Annotated in this window: 17 protein-coding genes; all 17 read left to right on the top strand. The window is 70.7% G+C overall.

Features of this window, described 5'->3' with window-relative positions:
• The first annotated feature begins 31 nt into the window (after positions 1-31).
• Positions 32-1,135, top strand: coding sequence for a transcription termination/antitermination protein NusG (gene nusG / locus ACI6PP_RS10250; RefSeq protein ID WP_421111356.1), 1,104 nt, complete (start codon positions 32-34; stop codon positions 1,133-1,135).
• 84 nt (positions 1,136-1,219) lie between these two features.
• On the top strand, positions 1,220-1,648 hold the full coding sequence (rplK, locus tag ACI6PP_RS10245; protein ID WP_421111354.1) for a 50S ribosomal protein L11: 429 nt from the start codon (positions 1,220-1,222) through the stop codon (positions 1,646-1,648).
• Between the two features lie 130 nt (positions 1,649-1,778).
• Positions 1,779-2,498, top strand: coding sequence for a 50S ribosomal protein L1 (gene rplA, locus ACI6PP_RS10240; RefSeq protein WP_421111353.1), 720 nt, complete (start codon positions 1,779-1,781; stop codon positions 2,496-2,498).
• A gap of 151 nt (positions 2,499-2,649) precedes the next feature.
• The gene (locus tag ACI6PP_RS10235) at positions 2,650-3,468 is read left to right on the top strand and encodes an SCO4651 family lipoprotein (RefSeq protein WP_421111351.1); all 819 of its coding nucleotides are present in this window, start codon (positions 2,650-2,652) and stop codon (positions 3,466-3,468) included.
• A 360-nt stretch (positions 3,469-3,828) separates the two neighbouring features.
• Positions 3,829-4,482, top strand: a complete 654-nt coding sequence (gene rplJ, locus ACI6PP_RS10230; RefSeq protein WP_421111349.1) for a 50S ribosomal protein L10 — start codon at positions 3,829-3,831, stop codon at positions 4,480-4,482.
• A gap of 55 nt (positions 4,483-4,537) precedes the next feature.
• Positions 4,538-4,921, top strand: coding sequence for a 50S ribosomal protein L7/L12 (rplL, locus tag ACI6PP_RS10225; protein ID WP_421111348.1), 384 nt, complete (start codon positions 4,538-4,540; stop codon positions 4,919-4,921).
• Between the two features lie 305 nt (positions 4,922-5,226).
• Positions 5,227-6,186 (top strand): ABC transporter ATP-binding protein, encoded by a 960-nt coding sequence (locus tag ACI6PP_RS10220; protein ID WP_421111346.1) that lies wholly within the window; start codon positions 5,227-5,229, stop codon positions 6,184-6,186.
• Positions 6,183-6,959: an MlaE family ABC transporter permease gene (locus tag ACI6PP_RS10215; RefSeq protein WP_421111344.1), complete on the top strand. Its 777-nt coding sequence runs from the start codon at positions 6,183-6,185 to the stop codon at positions 6,957-6,959. The genes ACI6PP_RS10220 and ACI6PP_RS10215 overlap by 4 nt, the downstream gene beginning before the upstream one ends.
• Before the next feature lie 47 nt (positions 6,960-7,006).
• On the top strand, positions 7,007-7,801 hold the full coding sequence (locus ACI6PP_RS10210; RefSeq protein ID WP_421111392.1) for an MlaE family ABC transporter permease: 795 nt from the start codon (positions 7,007-7,009) through the stop codon (positions 7,799-7,801).
• 14 nt (positions 7,802-7,815) lie between these two features.
• On the top strand, positions 7,816-9,165 hold the full coding sequence (locus ACI6PP_RS10205) for an MCE family protein (protein WP_421111342.1): 1,350 nt from the start codon (positions 7,816-7,818) through the stop codon (positions 9,163-9,165).
• Positions 9,152-10,231, top strand: a complete 1,080-nt coding sequence (locus ACI6PP_RS10200; RefSeq protein ID WP_421111340.1) for an MCE family protein — start codon at positions 9,152-9,154, stop codon at positions 10,229-10,231. Before ACI6PP_RS10205 ends, ACI6PP_RS10200 begins: the two co-directional genes overlap by 14 nt.
• Positions 10,228-11,322, top strand: a complete 1,095-nt coding sequence (locus ACI6PP_RS10195; RefSeq protein ID WP_421111339.1) for an MCE family protein — start codon at positions 10,228-10,230, stop codon at positions 11,320-11,322. The genes ACI6PP_RS10200 and ACI6PP_RS10195 overlap by 4 nt, the downstream gene beginning before the upstream one ends.
• The gene (locus ACI6PP_RS10190) at positions 11,322-12,512 is read left to right on the top strand and encodes an MCE family protein (RefSeq protein WP_421111338.1); all 1,191 of its coding nucleotides are present in this window, start codon (positions 11,322-11,324) and stop codon (positions 12,510-12,512) included. The genes ACI6PP_RS10195 and ACI6PP_RS10190 overlap by 1 nt, the downstream gene beginning before the upstream one ends.
• The gene (locus ACI6PP_RS10185; RefSeq protein WP_421111336.1) at positions 12,509-13,915 is read left to right on the top strand and encodes an MCE family protein; all 1,407 of its coding nucleotides are present in this window, start codon (positions 12,509-12,511) and stop codon (positions 13,913-13,915) included. The genes ACI6PP_RS10190 and ACI6PP_RS10185 overlap by 4 nt, the downstream gene beginning before the upstream one ends.
• Entirely contained in the window at positions 13,912-15,186 is a 1,275-nt protein-coding gene (locus tag ACI6PP_RS10180) for an MCE family protein (protein ID WP_421111334.1), read from the top strand. Before ACI6PP_RS10185 ends, ACI6PP_RS10180 begins: the two co-directional genes overlap by 4 nt.
• Positions 15,153-15,965 carry a hypothetical protein gene (locus tag ACI6PP_RS10175; protein ID WP_421111332.1) on the top strand — a complete coding sequence of 271 codons (813 nt, stop codon included), beginning with the start codon at positions 15,153-15,155 and terminating at the stop codon, positions 15,963-15,965. Before ACI6PP_RS10180 ends, ACI6PP_RS10175 begins: the two co-directional genes overlap by 34 nt.
• Positions 15,962-16,720, top strand: coding sequence for a hypothetical protein (locus ACI6PP_RS10170; RefSeq protein WP_421111330.1), 759 nt, complete (start codon positions 15,962-15,964; stop codon positions 16,718-16,720). The genes ACI6PP_RS10175 and ACI6PP_RS10170 overlap by 4 nt, the downstream gene beginning before the upstream one ends.
• The last annotated feature ends 159 nt before the right edge of the window (positions 16,721-16,879 follow it).

Genomic DNA, 16,879 nt, shown 5'->3' with positions numbered 1-16,879 from the left:
CGTTCGGTCGGGCAAGCAGACGAGTGTGAAGGTGACGGAACCCAGCGTGTCGCAGCCGTACGACGAGACCGACGTCGACCTCGAGACCGAGGACGACGTCTTCGGTGACCCCGAGGCCGACGCCGCCGTCCGCGAGGCCGAGGAGCACGTCGCTCCCGAGGGCGCCTCCGACCTCGAGCAGGACGTCGAGATCGACGAGTACGAGCAGGGCCTCGACGCCGCGTCCGACGTCACCGAGGCCGGGACGCTCCCCGACCAGGACGTCGTGGACGCCGGCGAGGACGAGCTGAGCGAGGACGCCGGCCTGGACGCCGACCTCGAGCCCGTCGTCGACGTCGAGCCCGAGGACGACGCCGTGCTGCCCTCCGACGAGGTCACCGCCGCCGACGTCGACCCCGACCCCGAGGCCGACGCGCTGGTGGAGCAGGCCGAGTCCGACGGCGCCGAGGTCGAGGCGGCCGCCGAGGCCGACGAGGAGGAGACCCTCGCCGAGGAGGCCGCGGACGACGCGCCGTCCGACCCGCTGCAGGAGTTCCGCGAGCGCCTGTACTCCCAGTTCGGCGACTGGTACGTCGTGCACACCTACTCCGGCATGGAGAACAGGGTCAAGGCGAACCTGGAGAACCGCACCACCTCGCTGAACATGGAGGACTTCATCTTCGAGGTGGTCGTCCCCACCGAGGAGGTCGCCGAGATCAAGAACGGCCAGCGCAAGCTGGTCAAGCGCACCACGCTCCCCGGCTACGTCCTGGTCCGCATGGACCTCAACGACGAGTCCTGGGGCGCCGTGCGCCACACGCCGTCGGTCACCGGGTTCGTGGGCAACTCCCACCAGCCGGTGCCGCTCAGCCTGTCCGAGGTCGAGAGCATGCTGGCGCCCGCCGTCGAGGCCGAGGCCGCCGCGAACGCCCCCGCCGAGAGCGGCGGCGCCGCGTCCAAGCCGTCGGCCCCCAAGGTCGAGTTCGACGACTTCGCGGTCGGCGACTCGGTCATGGTCGTCGACGGGCCGTTCGCCACGCTCCACGCCACGATCACCGAGATCAACGTGGACGCCCAGAGGGTCAAGGCCCTCGTCGAGATCTTCGGGCGCGAGACACCGGTGGAGCTCAGCTTCACCCAGGTGCAGCGCGCCTGACGCACCGCCCGGCTCGGCCGGGCAGCACCACCCACCAGTGGCAGGGCCGAGGCAGGCCCACCATGACCACGAGAAGGAAGAGACATGCCTCCGAAGAAGAAGATCGCCGCACTCGTCAAGGTGCAGCTGCAGGCCGGTGCGGCCACCCCCGCCCCGCCCGTCGGTACGGCCCTGGGCCCGCACGGCGTCAACATCATGGAGTTCTGCAAGGCGTACAACGCCTCGACCGAGGCCATGCGTGGCAACGTCGTCCCCGTCGAGATCACCATCTTCGAGGACCGGTCGTTCACGTTCGTCACCAAGACGCCGCCGGCAGCCGAGCTGATCAAGAAGGCCGCGGGCATCAAGAGCGGCTCCGCGACCCCCCACACCGACAAGGTCGCCTCGCTGTCGAAGGACCAGGTCCGCGAGATCGCCGAGACCAAGCTCCCCGACCTGAACGCCACCGACCTCGACGCCGCCATGAAGATCGTCGCGGGCACCGCGCGCTCCATGGGCGTCACCGTCGACTGACGCAGGTCGTCCCGCCGCGTCCACGACGTGGCTCGCAGCACCCGGCCCCGGCCGGACCAACCACCCGACAGTTCTGTGGCAGGGCACGCGCATGGCCCGACGACCACACCCTGGTGAGGAGAAACCAGACATGGCACAGCGCAGCAAGGCGTACCGCGAGGTCGCCGAGAAGATCGACCCGGACAACCTCTACAGCCCCGTGCAGGCGGTGGCCCTGGCCAAGCAGTCCGGCAGCAAGAAGTTCGACTCCAGCGTCGACGTGTCGATGCGTCTCGGCGTCGACCCCCGCAAGGCCGACCAGATGGTCCGCGGCACGGTCAACCTGCCGCACGGCACCGGCAAGACGGCCCGCGTCCTGGTGTTCGCCACCGGTGCGAACGCCGAGGCGGCCATCGAGGCCGGCGCCGACTTCGTCGGCTCCGACGACATGGTCGAGAAGGTCAGCGGTGGCTGGCTCGACTTCGACGCCGTCGTCGCGACGCCCGACATGATGGGCAAGGTCGGTCGCCTCGGACGCGTCCTCGGCCCCCGCAACCTGATGCCCAACCCCAAGACCGGCACGGTGACCCCCAACGTCTCCAAGGCCGTGTCGGACATCAAGGGCGGCAAGATCGAGTTCCGCATCGACCGCCACTCCAACCTGCACTTCCTGATCGGCAAGTCGTCGTTCACCGTCGAGCAGCTCGCGGAGAACTACGCGGCGGCGCTCGAGGAGGTGCTGCGGCTCAAGCCGGCCAGCTCCAAGGGCCGCTACATCCGCAAGGTGACGATGTCGACGACCATGGGCCCCGGCGTCCCCGTCGACCCCAACCGCACCCGCAACGTGGCCTCCGACGACGTCGAGGCCTGACGCACCCCGCGCCCCGGCGCACCCACCACGCCCCGCGACCGACACCGGTCGCGGGGCGTCGTGCGTCCCCGGGCGTGCCCTTGCCCGCGGGCCCTACCCTGGGACAGGACCACCCGTCACGCCCCGCGCCACCCTCTCGACCGGGAGAACCATGAAGCTCCGCCCCACCCTCGTCGCCGGCATCGCCGCGGCCGCCCTCACCCTGACCGCCTGCGGCGGCGGCGCCGAGCAGGCCGCCTCGGACGAGGCCTCCAACGTCTCGAGCGGGACGACCGCCACGCTGACGCAGGCCAACTTCGTCGACCAGGTCGGGCAGGCCCAGCGCGAGGCGCGCACCACCCACCTGACGCTGAAGGCCGACGCCGGCTCGCAGCAGGTGGAGGCCGAGGGGGACGTCGAGGTCGGCGAGAGCGGTGCCGACAGCTCGATGGCGATGAAGCTGACCGTGCCCGGCATGGGGCAGGTCGAGGTCCGCCTCGTCGACGGCACCCTGTACACCAACCTCGGCCCGCTGAGCGAGAACAAGTTCGCGACCATCGACCTCGACGACCCGAGCAACCCGCTCGCCAAGTCGTTCGGCGGCGTCGTCGACCAGATGGACCCCGCGGCCAGCCTCAAGGCGCTCGAGGGCTCGATCACGTCCTTCGAGAAGAAGGGGTCGCCCAAGGAGATCGACGGCGTGCAGGCGCAGCCGTACGAGGTCGTCGTCGACACCGCCAAGGCGCAGGCCGCCGCCGGTGCGGGCGCCGAGGCGTCCGGCAGCACCGCCGGCGTCCCGTCGGAGGTCACCGCCACCTTCTGGGTGGGCGAGGACAACCTGCCGCGCCGCGTCACCACTCAGGTCAGCGGCGCCGACGTCCGCCTCGACTTCAGCAAGTGGGGCGAGGACGTCGACGTCCAGGCCCCGCCGGCCGACCAGATCACCAAGAACGACCCGTTCAAGGGCGCCCTGCCCACCCCCACCTCCTGACCTCCTCGGGCCGTCGGTTTCCCAGGTTCACCTGGGAGTCCGACGGGACCCCGGAGAACTTCCCAGGGTGTCGTCGGTTTCCCAGGTGAACCTGGGAATCCGGTGACGGGTGGGGCGGGGGGTGCGCACCGATTTGGAGGCGTGGCGCCCCGGCCCGTAGACTGCAAACGCCGAAGACCGCTGGTCGCCCGACACCCGTCGGGTCCGAAGGTCCGGAACGCTCCGGACGGCCCGCGCAGGTGACGATGCCAGCTCGACCCCGTCGAGCACCCGCGCCCCGTTGCCTCTGCGCCGGGGCGTTCGTCATGTACCGGCCCTCCACGTCCTCGGCACCTCAAGAGCACGTGTGGAAGGAGACCCATGGCGCGCCCGGACAAGGCGGCAGCCGTCGCCGAGCTCGCGGAGAACTTCCGCAGCTCGGACGGAGCCGTCCTCACCGAGTACCGCGGTCTCACCGTCAAGCAGCTGCAGGACCTGCGGCGTGCCCTCGGTGAGAACGTGCAGTACTCGGTCACGAAGAACACCCTGGCCAAGATCGCCGCACGCGAGGCGGGTGTCGACGGTGTCGACGACCTGCTGACCGGTCCCACGGCGATCGCGTTCATCACCGGCGACCCCGTCGTCGTGGCCAAGAGCCTGCGTGACTTCGCCAAGGCGAACGAGCCGCTGGTCATCAAGGGCGGATACCTGGACGGTCGCGCTGTCGCGGCCGCCGAGGTCAACGCCATGGCCGACCTCGAGTCGCGCGAGGTCCTCCTCGCCAAGCTCGCGGGCGGCATGAAGGCCAGCCTCGCTGGCGCCGCGGCCCTGTTCCAGGCCCCGCTCTCGAACGCCGTGCGCACCATCGCGGCCCTCGAGGCGAAGGCCCAGCAGGACCCGTCCGTCATCGCAGGCGCAGGCGAGGCCCCCGCGGCCGCCGCCGGCACCGAGTCCGAGGCTCCGGCCGAGGACGCCTCCGAGGCACCCGCCGAGGAGAACTCCGAGGCCAAGGCCGACGAGACCACCGAGGGCTGAACGCCCCATCCGTGACCCCCTCGGGGTCTGGTTCACCACAGAAAGGACCGCCACCATGGCGAAGCTGTCCAACGCCGAGCTCCTCGACGCGTTCAAGGAGCTCACCCTGCTCGAGCTCAGCGAGTTCGTGAAGGAGTTCGAGGAGACGTTCGACGTCAAGGCCGCTGCCCCCGTGGCCGCCGCCGCTGCCGGCGGCGCCGCCGCTCCGGCCGAGGCCGCTGCGGAGCAGGACGAGTTCGACGTCGTCCTCGAGTCCGCCGGCGACAAGAAGATCCAGGTCATCAAGGAGGTCCGCGGGCTCACCAGCCTCGGGCTGAAGGAGGCCAAGGACCTCGTCGAGGCCGCCCCCAAGGCGATCCTCGAGGGCGTCGACAAGGCTGCTGCCGAGAAGGCCAAGGAGGCCCTCGAGGCCGCCGGAGCCTCCGTCACCCTCAAGTGACGGCAGGCCGGGCTCGCCCGGCCGCTCGCACCACCTGAGCTGCACCGACAGGGCGCTCGTCCCCACCAGGGGGCGGGCGCCCTGTCGCACGTCCGCACCCTCCCGTCCCAACTGCAACACGCAGTTGCACTTGTCGGCTACCGCGGGGTAACGTGCGCCGACCGCAAATCGGACGACCCGGGTACGCCGCTGGTCATCAGGCCGTAACCTGACGCTCTCGGGCTCGTTCAGTGAGGTACACCACGTCGGACCGCGGGGGAGAGCCGTGTCCGAGGTGGCCACCGAGCAGGCGAGGAGGGGCGTGCATGGGCGTCGAGGTGAAGGTCGAGAACCTGGCCAAGTCGTTCGGCAAGCAGCTGATCTGGGGCGACGTGTCCCTGACGCTGCCGGCCGGCGAGATCTCCGTCATGCTCGGACCCTCCGGCACCGGCAAGTCGGTGTTCCTCAAGGCCCTCATCGGCCTGCTGAAGCCCGACACCGGTCACGTCTGGATCGAGGGCGTCGACATCCCGAACTGCCGTGAGCGCGACCTCTACGAGATCCGCAAGCTCTTCGGCGTGCTGTTCCAGGACGGCGCCATGTTCGGCTCGATGAACCTGTACGACAACGTGGCGTTCCCGCTGCGCGAGCACACCCGCAAGTCCGAGTCCGAGGTCCGTCAGATCGTGATGGAGAAGATGGACATGGTCGGCCTGGTCGGGGCCGAGACCAAGCTGCCGGGTGAGATCTCCGGCGGCATGCGCAAGCGCGCCGGCCTGGCGCGCGCGCTCGTGCTCGAGCCCGAGATCATCCTGTTCGACGAGCCCGACTCCGGCCTCGACCCGGTCCGCGTCGCGTACCTGAACCAGCTGATCATCGACCTCAACGCGCAGATCGACGCGACGTTCCTCATCGTCACGCACGACATCAACACCGCCCGCACCGTGCCCGACAACATCGGCCTGCTGTTCCACCAGCACCTGGCCATGTTCGGCCCGCGCGAGATGCTGCTCTCCAGCGAGGAGCCGGTGGTCGCGCAGTTCCTCAACGCCCAGCGCGTCGGCCCGATCGGCATGAGCGAGGAGAAGGACGCCGACGAGCTCGCGCAGGAGGCGTCGCAGGGCATGCCCGCGCTGCCCCCGATCCCCGCGCAGCTCGAGCCGTCCGACGGCCGCCCGCGCCGCGGCCAGAAGCCGCCCGGCGAGTGGTGCCGCGCCAACAACGTCACGCCGCCGCCCGGGTCGTTCGAGGACGACGTGTCGCTCGCGCCGGGGGCCACCGCATGAGCCTCGCGACGGTCTCGCGTCCCCTGGGGACGGCCGGCAAGCTCTTCGCGTTCGCGCTCGACGTGTTCATGGGGCTGTTCCGCCGTCCCTTCCAGCTGCGCGAGTTCCTCCAGCAGTCCTGGTTCATCGCCTCGGTCACGATCATCCCGACGGCGCTCGTCGCCATCCCGTTCGGCGCCGTCATCGCGCTGCAGGTCGGCGGGCTGATCCAGCAGTTCGGCGCGCAGTCGTTCACCGGCTCGGCCGCCGTGCTCGCGATCCTGCGCGAGGCCGGTCCGATCGCCACGGCGCTGCTCATCGCGGGCGCCGCCGGGTCGGCCATCGCCGCCGACCTCGGCTCGCGCCGCATCCGCGAGGAGCTCGACGCGATGATGGTGCTGGGCATCGACCCGATCCAGCGCCTCGTCGTCCCCCGCGTGCTCGCCTGCATGATGATCGCGCTGTTCCTCAACGGCCTGGTCAGCGTCGTGGGCGTCATGGGCGGCTACGTGTTCAACGTCGTGCTGCAGGGCGGCACACCCGGCGCCTACCTGGCGTCGTTCACCGCGCTGGCCCAGCTGCCCGACCTGTGGCAGGGAATGGTCAAGGCCGTCGTGTTCGGCATGATCGCCGCGGTGGTCGCCTCCTACAAGGGCATGAACGCCTCCGGCGGGCCCAAGGGCGTCGGCGACGCCGTCAACGAGTCGGTCGTCATCACGTTCCTGCTGCTGTTCGTCACGAACTTCGTGATCACGGCGGTCTACATCCAGCTCGTGCCGGCGAAGGGGATGTAGCGGTGGCCACCCTCGAGTCGAACCTGCGCGCCCTCTACCGGCGGCCGATGGACGGTCTGGACGACCTCGGCCACCAGCTGGCGTTCTACGTCAAGGCCTTCGCGGCGATGCCCCGCGCGGTGCGTATCTACCGCAAGGAGATCCTGCGGCTGCTCGCCGAGGTCACGCTCGGCTCCGGCGCCCTGGCGGTCATCGGCGGCACCATCGGCGTCATCACCGCGCTGAGCTTCTTCACCGGCACCGAGGTCGGCATCCAGGGCTACGCGGCCCTCGACCAGCTCGGCACCGCGGCCTTCGCCGGGTTCCTGTCGGCGTACTTCAACACCCGCGAGATCGCCCCGCTCATCGCCGGCATCGCGCTCGCCGCCACCGTCGGCTGCGGCTTCACCGCCCAGCTCGGCGCCATGCGCATCAGCGAGGAGGTCGACGCCCTCGAGGTGATGGCCATCCCGTCGCTGCCGTTCCTGGTCACCACGCGCGTCATCGCCGGCCTGATCGCGGTCGTGCCGCTGTACGTCGTCGGCCTGCTGTCGTCGTACTTCGCGTCCCGGCTCACCGTCACCCGCCTCGAGGGGCAGAGCACCGGCACCTACGACCACTACTTCCAGCTGTTCCTGCCACCGGGCGACGTGCTGTGGTCGTTCGGCAAGGTGCTCGTGTTCGCCGTCGTCGTCATCATGATCCACTGCTACCACGGCTACTACGCCTCCGGCGGACCCGCGGGCGTGGGCGTCGCCGTCGGCCACGCCGTCCGCACGTCGATCGTCGCGATCAGCGTCGTCGACCTCCTGCTCTCGATGGCGATCTGGGGCACCACCACGACCGTCCGGCTGGCGGGCTAGCGATGGCCACCCGGATGACCGACCGTCCCAGCATCAGGCGCACCCTCGGGGTGGGCTTCCTGGCGCTGCTGCTCGTGCTGCTGTACCTGACCTACGCGGTCTACAACAAGAAGTTCGTGGCGGCCGACCGCGTCACGATCACCACCACGAGCACCGGCCTGCAGCTGCCCAAGAACGCCGACGTCAAGATCCGCGGCATGATCGTCGGCCAGGTCCGTGACGTGCAGCCCAAGGGCGACGAGGTGCAGATCTCGGTGGCCATGGAGCCCGACAAGATCGGCCGGGTCCCGAGCAACGTCAGCGCGCTGCTCGTGCCCAAGACGCTGTTCGGCGAGAAGTACGTGGCCCTGCAGGTGCCGCAGAAGCCCGCCCGCGCGCTGCGGGCCGGCGACGACATCACGCAGGCGTCGGTCCCGATCGAGGTCGAGACCGTCCTGAACGACGTCTACCCGCTCCTGCAGACCGTCCAGCCCGAGGAGCTGTCGTACACGCTCAACGCCGTCGCCACGGCGCTCGACGGACGCGGCGAGGCGATCGGCGACAACCTCGTCCGGTTCGGTGGCTACCTGAACAAGGTGGAGCCGCTCACCCCCACGCTCGTCGACGACATCGACAAGCTCGGCCAGGTCTCCGACCAGTACGCCGACGTGATGCCCGAGCTCGGCGACACGCTGCGCAACACCGTGGTCACCGGCAACACCGTGGTCGCCAAGCGGGCCCAGCTGCAGGCGTTCTTCGCCGAGGGCACCCGGTTGTCCGACACCACCACGACGTTCCTCGACGACAACGGCGACAACCTCATCGGCCTGGCCAACGAGTCGCTGCCGTCCCTGGGCATGCTGCGCGAGTACTCGCCGGTGCTGCCCTGCCTGCTCGAGGGCATCGACAAGCTCACCCCCCGCATCGACAGCGTCTTCCGCGACAACCGGGTCAACATCAACCTCGAGCTGATCCCGCTGCAGGAGCAGGCCACCGGGTACGCGGCCGACGAGACCCCGCGCGTGCCCTCCGACGCCCAGGTGAGGGACGACCAGAAGTTCCTGGGCCCGAACTGCCAGACGCTGCCGAACATCCCCTACTCCCAGGCCGACCCGGCACCGATCCCGCCGCTGCCGACGCTGAAGACCCTCGGCCTCAAGGACAGCCACAACGGCAAGTTCGGGCGCGTCGACCCGAGCTCGCAGGACCCGCTCGTCGACATGGTGCAGCCGAGCACCGGCACCACCCCCTCGGAGACCAAGATGATGAAGTCGCTGCTCGCGCCCGCCATGGGCACCGACGCGGCCGACGTCAGCGACGCCGCGACGCTGTTCGCCGCACCGTTCCTGCGTGGGGCGGGGGTGACCTACGATGCCGCTCCTTGACCGGGCGAGCACGTCCGCGCTCACCAAACTCGTCGTCTTCATCGCCGTCACGGTGCTCGCCACCGCGCTGCTCGTGGTCACCATCGGCAACCTCAGCTTCGGCGACCGCAAGACCTACCGCGCCGAGTTCGAGGACGTCACGGGCGTGGCCAAGGGCGACGACGTCCGCATCGCCGGCGTCCGCGTCGGCTCGGTCAAGAAGGTCGAGGCCACCGACTCGGGCACCGCGGTCCTCACCTTCGACGTCGCCTCGACCTCCCGGCTCACCACCGCGAGCGACGTGGCCATCCGGTTCCGCAACCTGATCGGCCAGCGGTACCTGTCGATCACGCAGGGGGCCCGGGGCGCCACCTCGCCGTTGAAGGAGGACGCGCTGGTCCCGATGAGCCGCACCACCGAGGCGCTCGACCTCAACGTGCTCTTCGACGGCTTCAAGCCCCTGTTCAAGGGCCTGTCGCCCGACCAGACCAACAAGCTCTCGTTCGAGATCATCCAGCTGCTGCAGGGCGAGGGCGGCACCGTCCAGAGCCTGCTCGCACGCACGTCGTCGCTCACCCAGACCCTCGCCAACCGCGACGAGCTGGTCGGCGAGGTCATCACCAACCTCAACGACGTGCTCGAGACGGTCGGCGACCGCGACCAGGAGCTCGGCCGCACGATCGACACGCTGCAGGCGCTCGCCACCGGCCTCAAGGACGACCGCGAGTCGATCCTCGGCTCGCTCGACTCGGTGGCCGACCTCACCACCACGACGGCCGGGCTCGTCGAGGACGCCCGCGCGCCGCTCAGCGCCGACATCTCCCAGCTCGACGACCTCACCACCGGGCTCAACACGACCAAGAACAAGGCCACCATCGCGAAGTCGCTGCAGATCCTGCCCGAGAAGCTGAACAAGCTCGGCAACACCGCCACCACGGGCTCGCACTTCAACTTCTACCTGTGCAACATCACCGGCAGCGTGACCCTCCCGCCCATCCCGATCCTCAACCTCGACCAGGCCGTGCCGCTCGACATCGACGCGTCCACGCCCAACGTGAAGCGCTGCGCGACGGGGGACGGATCGTGAAGCCGTTCCGCGAGAGGAACCCCGCCGTCATCGGCCTGGTCAGCCTCTCGATCATCGCCCTGATGATCCTCGGCGCGTTCCGGGCCGACCGGCTGCCGGTGATCGGCGGCGGAGACACCTACTTCGCCGAGTTCTCCGAGGCCGGCGGGCTCAAGTCCGGCAACGAGGTGCGCCTGGCGGGCGTCTCCGTCGGCAAGGTCAAGGACATCACCCTCGACGGCGACCGCGTCAAGGTCGAGCTGCTGCTCGACAAGGGCGTCAGGTTCGGCGAGCAGAGCGGCGCCGAGATCCGCGTCCGCACGCTCCTGGGCGCCATGTTCGTCGCGATCACCCCGGACGGGTCGGGGCAGCTGCCGGTCGACTCGGTCATCCCGGTCGAGCGCACCGTGGCGCCGTACGACGTCGTGCAGGCGTTCTCGGGGCTGTCGGAGACCACCGACCGGATCGACACCCAGCAGCTCGCCACCGCGCTCGACACCATCTCCGAGGTCGCGAACGGGAGCCCGGAGGAGTTCAAGGGCACGGTCGCCGGCGTCTCGGCCCTCTCGCGCAAGATCGCGGCTCGCGACCAGCAGATCAACACGCTGCTGCAGAACCTCGAGAAGGTCTCGGGCGTGCTGGCCAGCCGCAACACCGAGCTGGCCAAGCTGTTCCGCGACGGAGACGTGCTGTTCCGCGCGGTGGCCGCCCGTCGTGAGCAGATCCACGACCTGCTCGTCGGCACCCAGGAGCTGTCGCGCCAGCTGCGCGGCGTCATCGCCGACACCAAGGCCGACCTGAACCCGGCCCTGAAGAACCTCGACGGCGTCGTGCAGGTGCTGCGCAAGAACCAGGACAGCCTGGACCGCTCGCTGCAGGTCTCCGGCGACTTCTACCGTCTGTTCGGCAACACGCTGGCCAACGGCCCGTTCTTCGACTCCTACGTCTTCCTGCCCCCGCAGCTCGACCTGGGGCTCACCGACCAGCTCAAGGGCGTGATCGGCAACGTCACCGGCGGCGCGACCGGGGGCACCGGCGGCACCGGTGGCACGCCGGGCACCACCGCGCCGACGGTCCCCGGGCTCCCGCCGCTCACCGGAGGGGGAAGCTGATGGCCGGCTCGCTCACCACCCGCCTCGCCGCGGTGCCGCGGCTGCTGTCGGGGCTCGTCGTCGTCGCGCTGCTCGTCGCGCTCGTGATCGCGTTCGTCCCGCGCAGCAGCACCCGCACCATGACGGTGGACTTCCCGCGCACGGTCTCGCTCTACGAGGGCTCCGAGGTCCGCATCCTCGGGGTGCCCGTGGGCAGGGTCGAGACGATCTCGCCCCGCGGCGACACAGTGCGGGTGACCCTGGCCTACGACAGCAAGTACAAGGTGCCCGCCGACGTCAGCGCCGCGATCGTCTCGCCGGCCATCGTCGGCGACCGGTTCGTGCAGCTGGCGCCGGCCTACAGCGGCGGGCCGGTGCTGGCCGACGACGCCGTGCTCGCCAAGTCCAAGGCGCAGGTGCCGGTCGAGCTCGACCAGGTGTACCAGTCCCTCGACGACCTCTCGGTGGCCCTCGGCCCCAACGGCGCCAACAAGGACGGCTCGCTGAGCGACCTGGTCGACTCCTCGGCCGCCAACCTCGGCGGCGAGGGCGAGAAGATCAACCAGACCATCGAGGACTTCTCCCAGCTCAGCACCACCCTGGCCAACAACAAGGACGACCTGTTCGCGAGCGTCGAGCAAATCAACGCGTTCGTCCGGATGCTGCGCGAGAACGACAGCTCGGTGCGGGCGTTCAACTCCAGCCTCGCCGACGCGGCCGGCACGCTGTCGGGGGAGCGCGAGGACCTCGCCGCCACCCTCGAGCAGCTGGCGGCCGCCCTGGGTGACGTCGAGACGTTCGTCAAGACCAACCGCACGCTGCTGCGCACGAACGTCGAGAACCTGACGTCGATCACCCAGACCGTGGTCAAGAACCGCGAGCAGCTGGACCAGACCCTGCGCAACGCGCCGGTCGCGCTGTCGAACCTGGCGCTGACCTACAACCCGAAGTACGGCACGCTCGACAACCGTGCGGCGATCCTCGACGGTCTGCTCGACTCCATCGGCAAGCCCGACCGCTCGCTGTGCGCGCTGCTCGGCGAGACCGGTGCCCCCGACGACGTCTGCTCGCTGCTCGGGCCGCTGCTTCCCGACCTCGGCTCGCTCGGCGGGGCCGGCGGCGTCCTGCCGCGCGTCGCGCCGTCGTCGGCCGCACCCACCGGCGAGCGCCACCAGCAGTCCGTCGAGCAGATCATGGGGGTGACCTCGTGAAGTTCTCCGGACTGCGCCGGCTCGGCGCCCTCGCCCTCGGCACCGCGGTGCTCTCGGGCTGCAGCCTGTCGCCCTACGACCTGCCCCTGCCCGGCGGCGCCGACCTCGGCGACGACCCGTACGAGGTCACGGTGATGTTCCGCGACGTGCTCGACCTGGTGCCCCAGAGCGCGGTCAAGGTCAACGACCTCACCGTCGGCAAGGTCCGCCGCATCTCGCTCGACGGGTGGACGGCCAAGGTGACGCTGCAGCTGCGCCGCGACGTCGAGCTGCCCGACAACGCCCAGGCCACGCTGCGCCAGACCAGCCTGCTCGGCGAGAAGTTCGTGTCCCTCGCCCCGCCCTCCGGCGGGAGCGTGGGACGTCTCGGCCCCGGCGACGTGATCCCGCTGGCCCAGAGCAGCCGCAACCCCGAGGTCGAGGAGGTGCTCAGCGCGCTGTCGCTGGTCCTTAACGGCGGCGGCATCGAGAACCTCGCGACCATCACGAGCGAGCTGAACAACGCGCTCGAGGGCAACGGCCCCGAGCTCAAGCGCCTGCTCGGCGACGCCGACGACGTCATCGGCGAGCTCGACCGCAACAAGGAGGGCATCATCACCGCCCTGGAGCGGCTGAACCGCCTGGCCGAGGAGACCAAGAAGCAGACCGACGCCATCACCGGCGCGCTCGACGACCTGCCGCCCGCGCTGGAGACGCTCGACCAGCAGCGCGACGACCTCGTCCGCCTGCTCGAGTCTCTCGACCGCCTCAGCGACGTCGGCGTGGGCGTCATCGACGCCTCCAAGGACGCGACCATCGAGGACCTCAAGCGGCTGCAGCCCATCCTGGCCCGGCTCACCGAGGCCGGCGACAGCCTGCCCGGCGCGTTCTCGCTCGGCCCGACGTTCCCCTTCTCCGACGCCTTCATCGGCGACACCCCCGCCGAGGCACGCAAGCGCCAGATCGGCGACTTCGCGAACCTGTCGATCAAGCTGAACCTCGACCTTCCCACGCTGCTGCAGGGCGTCGGCGGCGTCCAGAACAGCGACAGCAACGACATCCTCAAGGACCTCGCCGACGCGCTCGGCAAGGCGGGCGGCAACGGCTCGGCCGACGGCAGCGACGGCTCCGGCGACAGCAGCACGCCCGCCCCGTCCGACGCCCCCACGACGAGCGCCCCGACCACGCCGGCGCCCTCGCTGCCGTCGATCGCCCCGGTGCTGCCCCCGCTGCTGGGCAACAGGCCCTCGACGCAGGGCGGCGGGCAGCCGGGCGTCGTCCCGCAGCTGTGCAAGACCCTCGGCCTGTGCCGCGTCAGCCCCGAGGCATCGGCCACGGCGTCGTCGGTGGACCGGCTCATGCGCGACCGCGGCCTCGACCCCGAGCTCGCCTCGACCTTCATCGTCCCGGTGGTGGCCCAGTGATCAGTCGTCGCGTCAAGCTCCAGCTGCTCGTGTTCCTGGTGATCACGGCGATCGGCACCACGTTCGTCGGCGGCCGCTACGCCCAGCTCGACCGCCTGTTCGTCGACCGGACCTACCCGGTCAGCGTCAACCTCCCCGACTCCGGCGGCTCGTTCGCGGGTGCCGAGGTCACCTACCGCGGCGTCGGCATCGGACGGGTCGGCTCGCTCCAGCTCACCGAGGACGGTGTCAGGGCGACCCTCGACATCGAGAAGAGCGCGCCGAAGGTCCCGGCCGACGTCACCGCGGTGGTGGCCAACAAGTCCGCGGTCGGTGAGCAGTTCGTCGACCTCCAGCCGCGCAGCACGGGGGCGCCGTTCCTGAAGTCGGGGTCCTCGATCCCGCGCAACCGCACGGCCATCCCGCTCGACACCTCGACGCTGCTGGTGGACGTCAACAACCTGGTGAACTCGGTCGACAAGGAGAACCTCAAGACCGTCGTCGACGAGCTGGGCACGGCCTTCAACGGCACGGGCCGAGACCTCGGCCGCATCATCGACACGTCGAACTCCTTCATCGAGACCGCCGACGACAACTTCGACATCACCGCCGAGCTGATCCGCAACTCCAACGGCGTCCTGCAGACCCAGATCGACTCCGAGGGCGACATCAGGTCCTTCTCGCGCGACCTCGAGCGGCTGTCCGACACGCTGGTCTCCAGCGACGACGACCTCCGCACGATCCTGGACGACGGCCCGCGCACCGCCCGTCAGCTGCGCCAGGTGGTGGCCGAGAACGCCGACGACCTCGGCGTCCTGATCAACGACGTGCGCACCACCAACCGCATCGTCGTCACCCGCCTCGACGGCGTCCGCGGCCTGCTGATCCTGTACCCCTACGTGCTCCAGGGAGGCTGGTCGGTGGTCGCGCCCGACGGCGAGGGCAACTACGACGCGCACTTCGGCCTCGCGCTGACCACCGACCCCAAGATCTGCACCGACCGCGACGGCTACAAGTCGATGCGCCCGCCGGCCGACACCTCGCCGGAGAAGTTCGACCAGAAGGTGGAGTGCACCCTGCCGCCGGACGAGTCGGTGCCGCGCGCGCCCAAGAACGCCGACCTCCCCGCCCCGGACCTCAACCGGTCCGACGTCGTGGGTGTCTACGATGACGAGAAGCGCACCGTGGCCCCGGTCGGGGCGGTGCAGTCGACGATGACGACCCCCGACACCCGGACCTTCGGAGAGGATGCGTGGAAGTGGCTGCTGCTGGGCCCGGCGACCGCGAGGTGAGCGACCAGGACCGCGTCGACGAGACCGACGTCGACGAGACCGACCGGACTGCGACGGACGCCGACGACGACGCCACCGACACCAGCTCAGACGACGCGGACGAGGCGGACGCCCCGGGGGCGGACGAGACGTCCGAGCAGCAGGCCGACCAGCCCGCGGCGACGGCGGCGTGGCCCGAGAAGGCCCGCGCCGTCCGACTGCTCGCCGCCGTCCTCGTCCTGGGCGTGCTGCTCGGCGCGGCCGGCCTGCTGGCGCCCCGGCTGCAGGCCCGCGCCGACGACCAGGGCGACCGGTCCGCCGCGGTCGAGGCGGCCACCCAGTTCGTGGTCGACATCAACACCTACGACGCGTCCAAGGTGCAGGAGTACCAGGACCGCGTCGACCCGCTCCTCACCTCGGCCTACCGCAAGGAGTTCGACGCCCTGACCACCCAGGCGTTCACCCTCCTGGCCGAGCAGAAGGTCGTCAGCGACGACGCCCGCGTGACCGGTGCGGCCGTCGACACCATCGACGACGACTCCGCCACCGTGCTCGTCGCGGCGAACTCCTCGGTCACCACCGCGCAGCAGACCACCCCGGCCGAGCGACCGCTGCGCTGGAGGGTCGAGCTGAGCAAGTCCGGCGGCGACTGGAAGGTCGCACGGTACGACTCCGTGGCGAGCCAGGGCGCCGACGGCCAGGCCGCCGTCCCGCAGGACGGCGCCTCGTCGGCGACGCCCGCCCCGTCGGCGACGCCGCCCGCGCCGTCCTCGGGGCCCACGACGGGAGCCACGCCGTGAGCGGCACCGGACCGGCGCCGCGCCGCCGCAGGATCGCGGGGGAGCGCTCGGGCACCGCCGGGGCGCCCGAGGCCCCGGCCGCCCCGCGCACGCCCGCGCCCCGTCGCCCCACCCGACCGGTGCGGCCCAGCCGCGACACGGGCGCGGGCACGCCGCCGCCGTCGTCGTCGACGCGTCCGTCCCGCGAGCGCAAGCCCCGCGCCCCGCGCGAGCCGCGTCAGCGCCGCCCGCTGGGCACGCTGCTCCGGCCGCCGGCGGCCGAGCGCCGCTGGTTCGTCCCGCTCGCCCTCGTCGCGGCCGTGTGCCTGCTGGCCGGCCTCGTCCTCGCCGGACGTGGGGGATGGCAGGTCTGGCAGGACCGCAGCCTCACCGACGCCCAGTCCGCGGCCGCCAGCGCCGCCGGCACCGCCGTCGAGACCATGTACACCTACGACTCGCGCACCCTGGACAAGGACTCCGCGCAGGCCGAGAAGCTGCTGACGCCCAGGTTCCGCACGCAGTACGCCAAGATCGTCGACACCCTCGGCGAGCTCGGCGACCAGCGCCAGATCACCATCCGGTCCACCGCCCGCGACACCGCCGCCCTGCCCTGCGGCGACGAGTGCAGCTCCTCGGTGCAGCGCGTCATGGTGTTCTTCGACCTGTCCCGAAGCACCGGCGAGGGCACCGTCCCCGACGTCTTCGGCAACCGCGTCGCCCTCACCATGGTCCAGCGCGACGGCACCTGGCTCGTCAACAACGTCGAGGTCCTCTGACGTCTGGCATCCGCCCTGCCTGCGTTGTCCTCGCTCGACGAACGAACCCATTCGCCGTCGCTCGTCCGCCTTGGCAGGACGGCGCCAGACGTCAGAGCCTGACGTCTGGTCTCCGCCCTGGCTGCGTCGTCCTCGCTCGACGAACGGCCCCAGGTCGCC

It is taken from the genome of Solicola agrisoli, assembly GCF_049059935.1.
GTDB lineage: Bacteria > Actinomycetota > Actinomycetes > Propionibacteriales > Nocardioidaceae > JAURVT01.
Note: the sequence above shows the minus strand (reverse complement) of the source record. Positions and strands in the feature narration are given on the sequence as shown.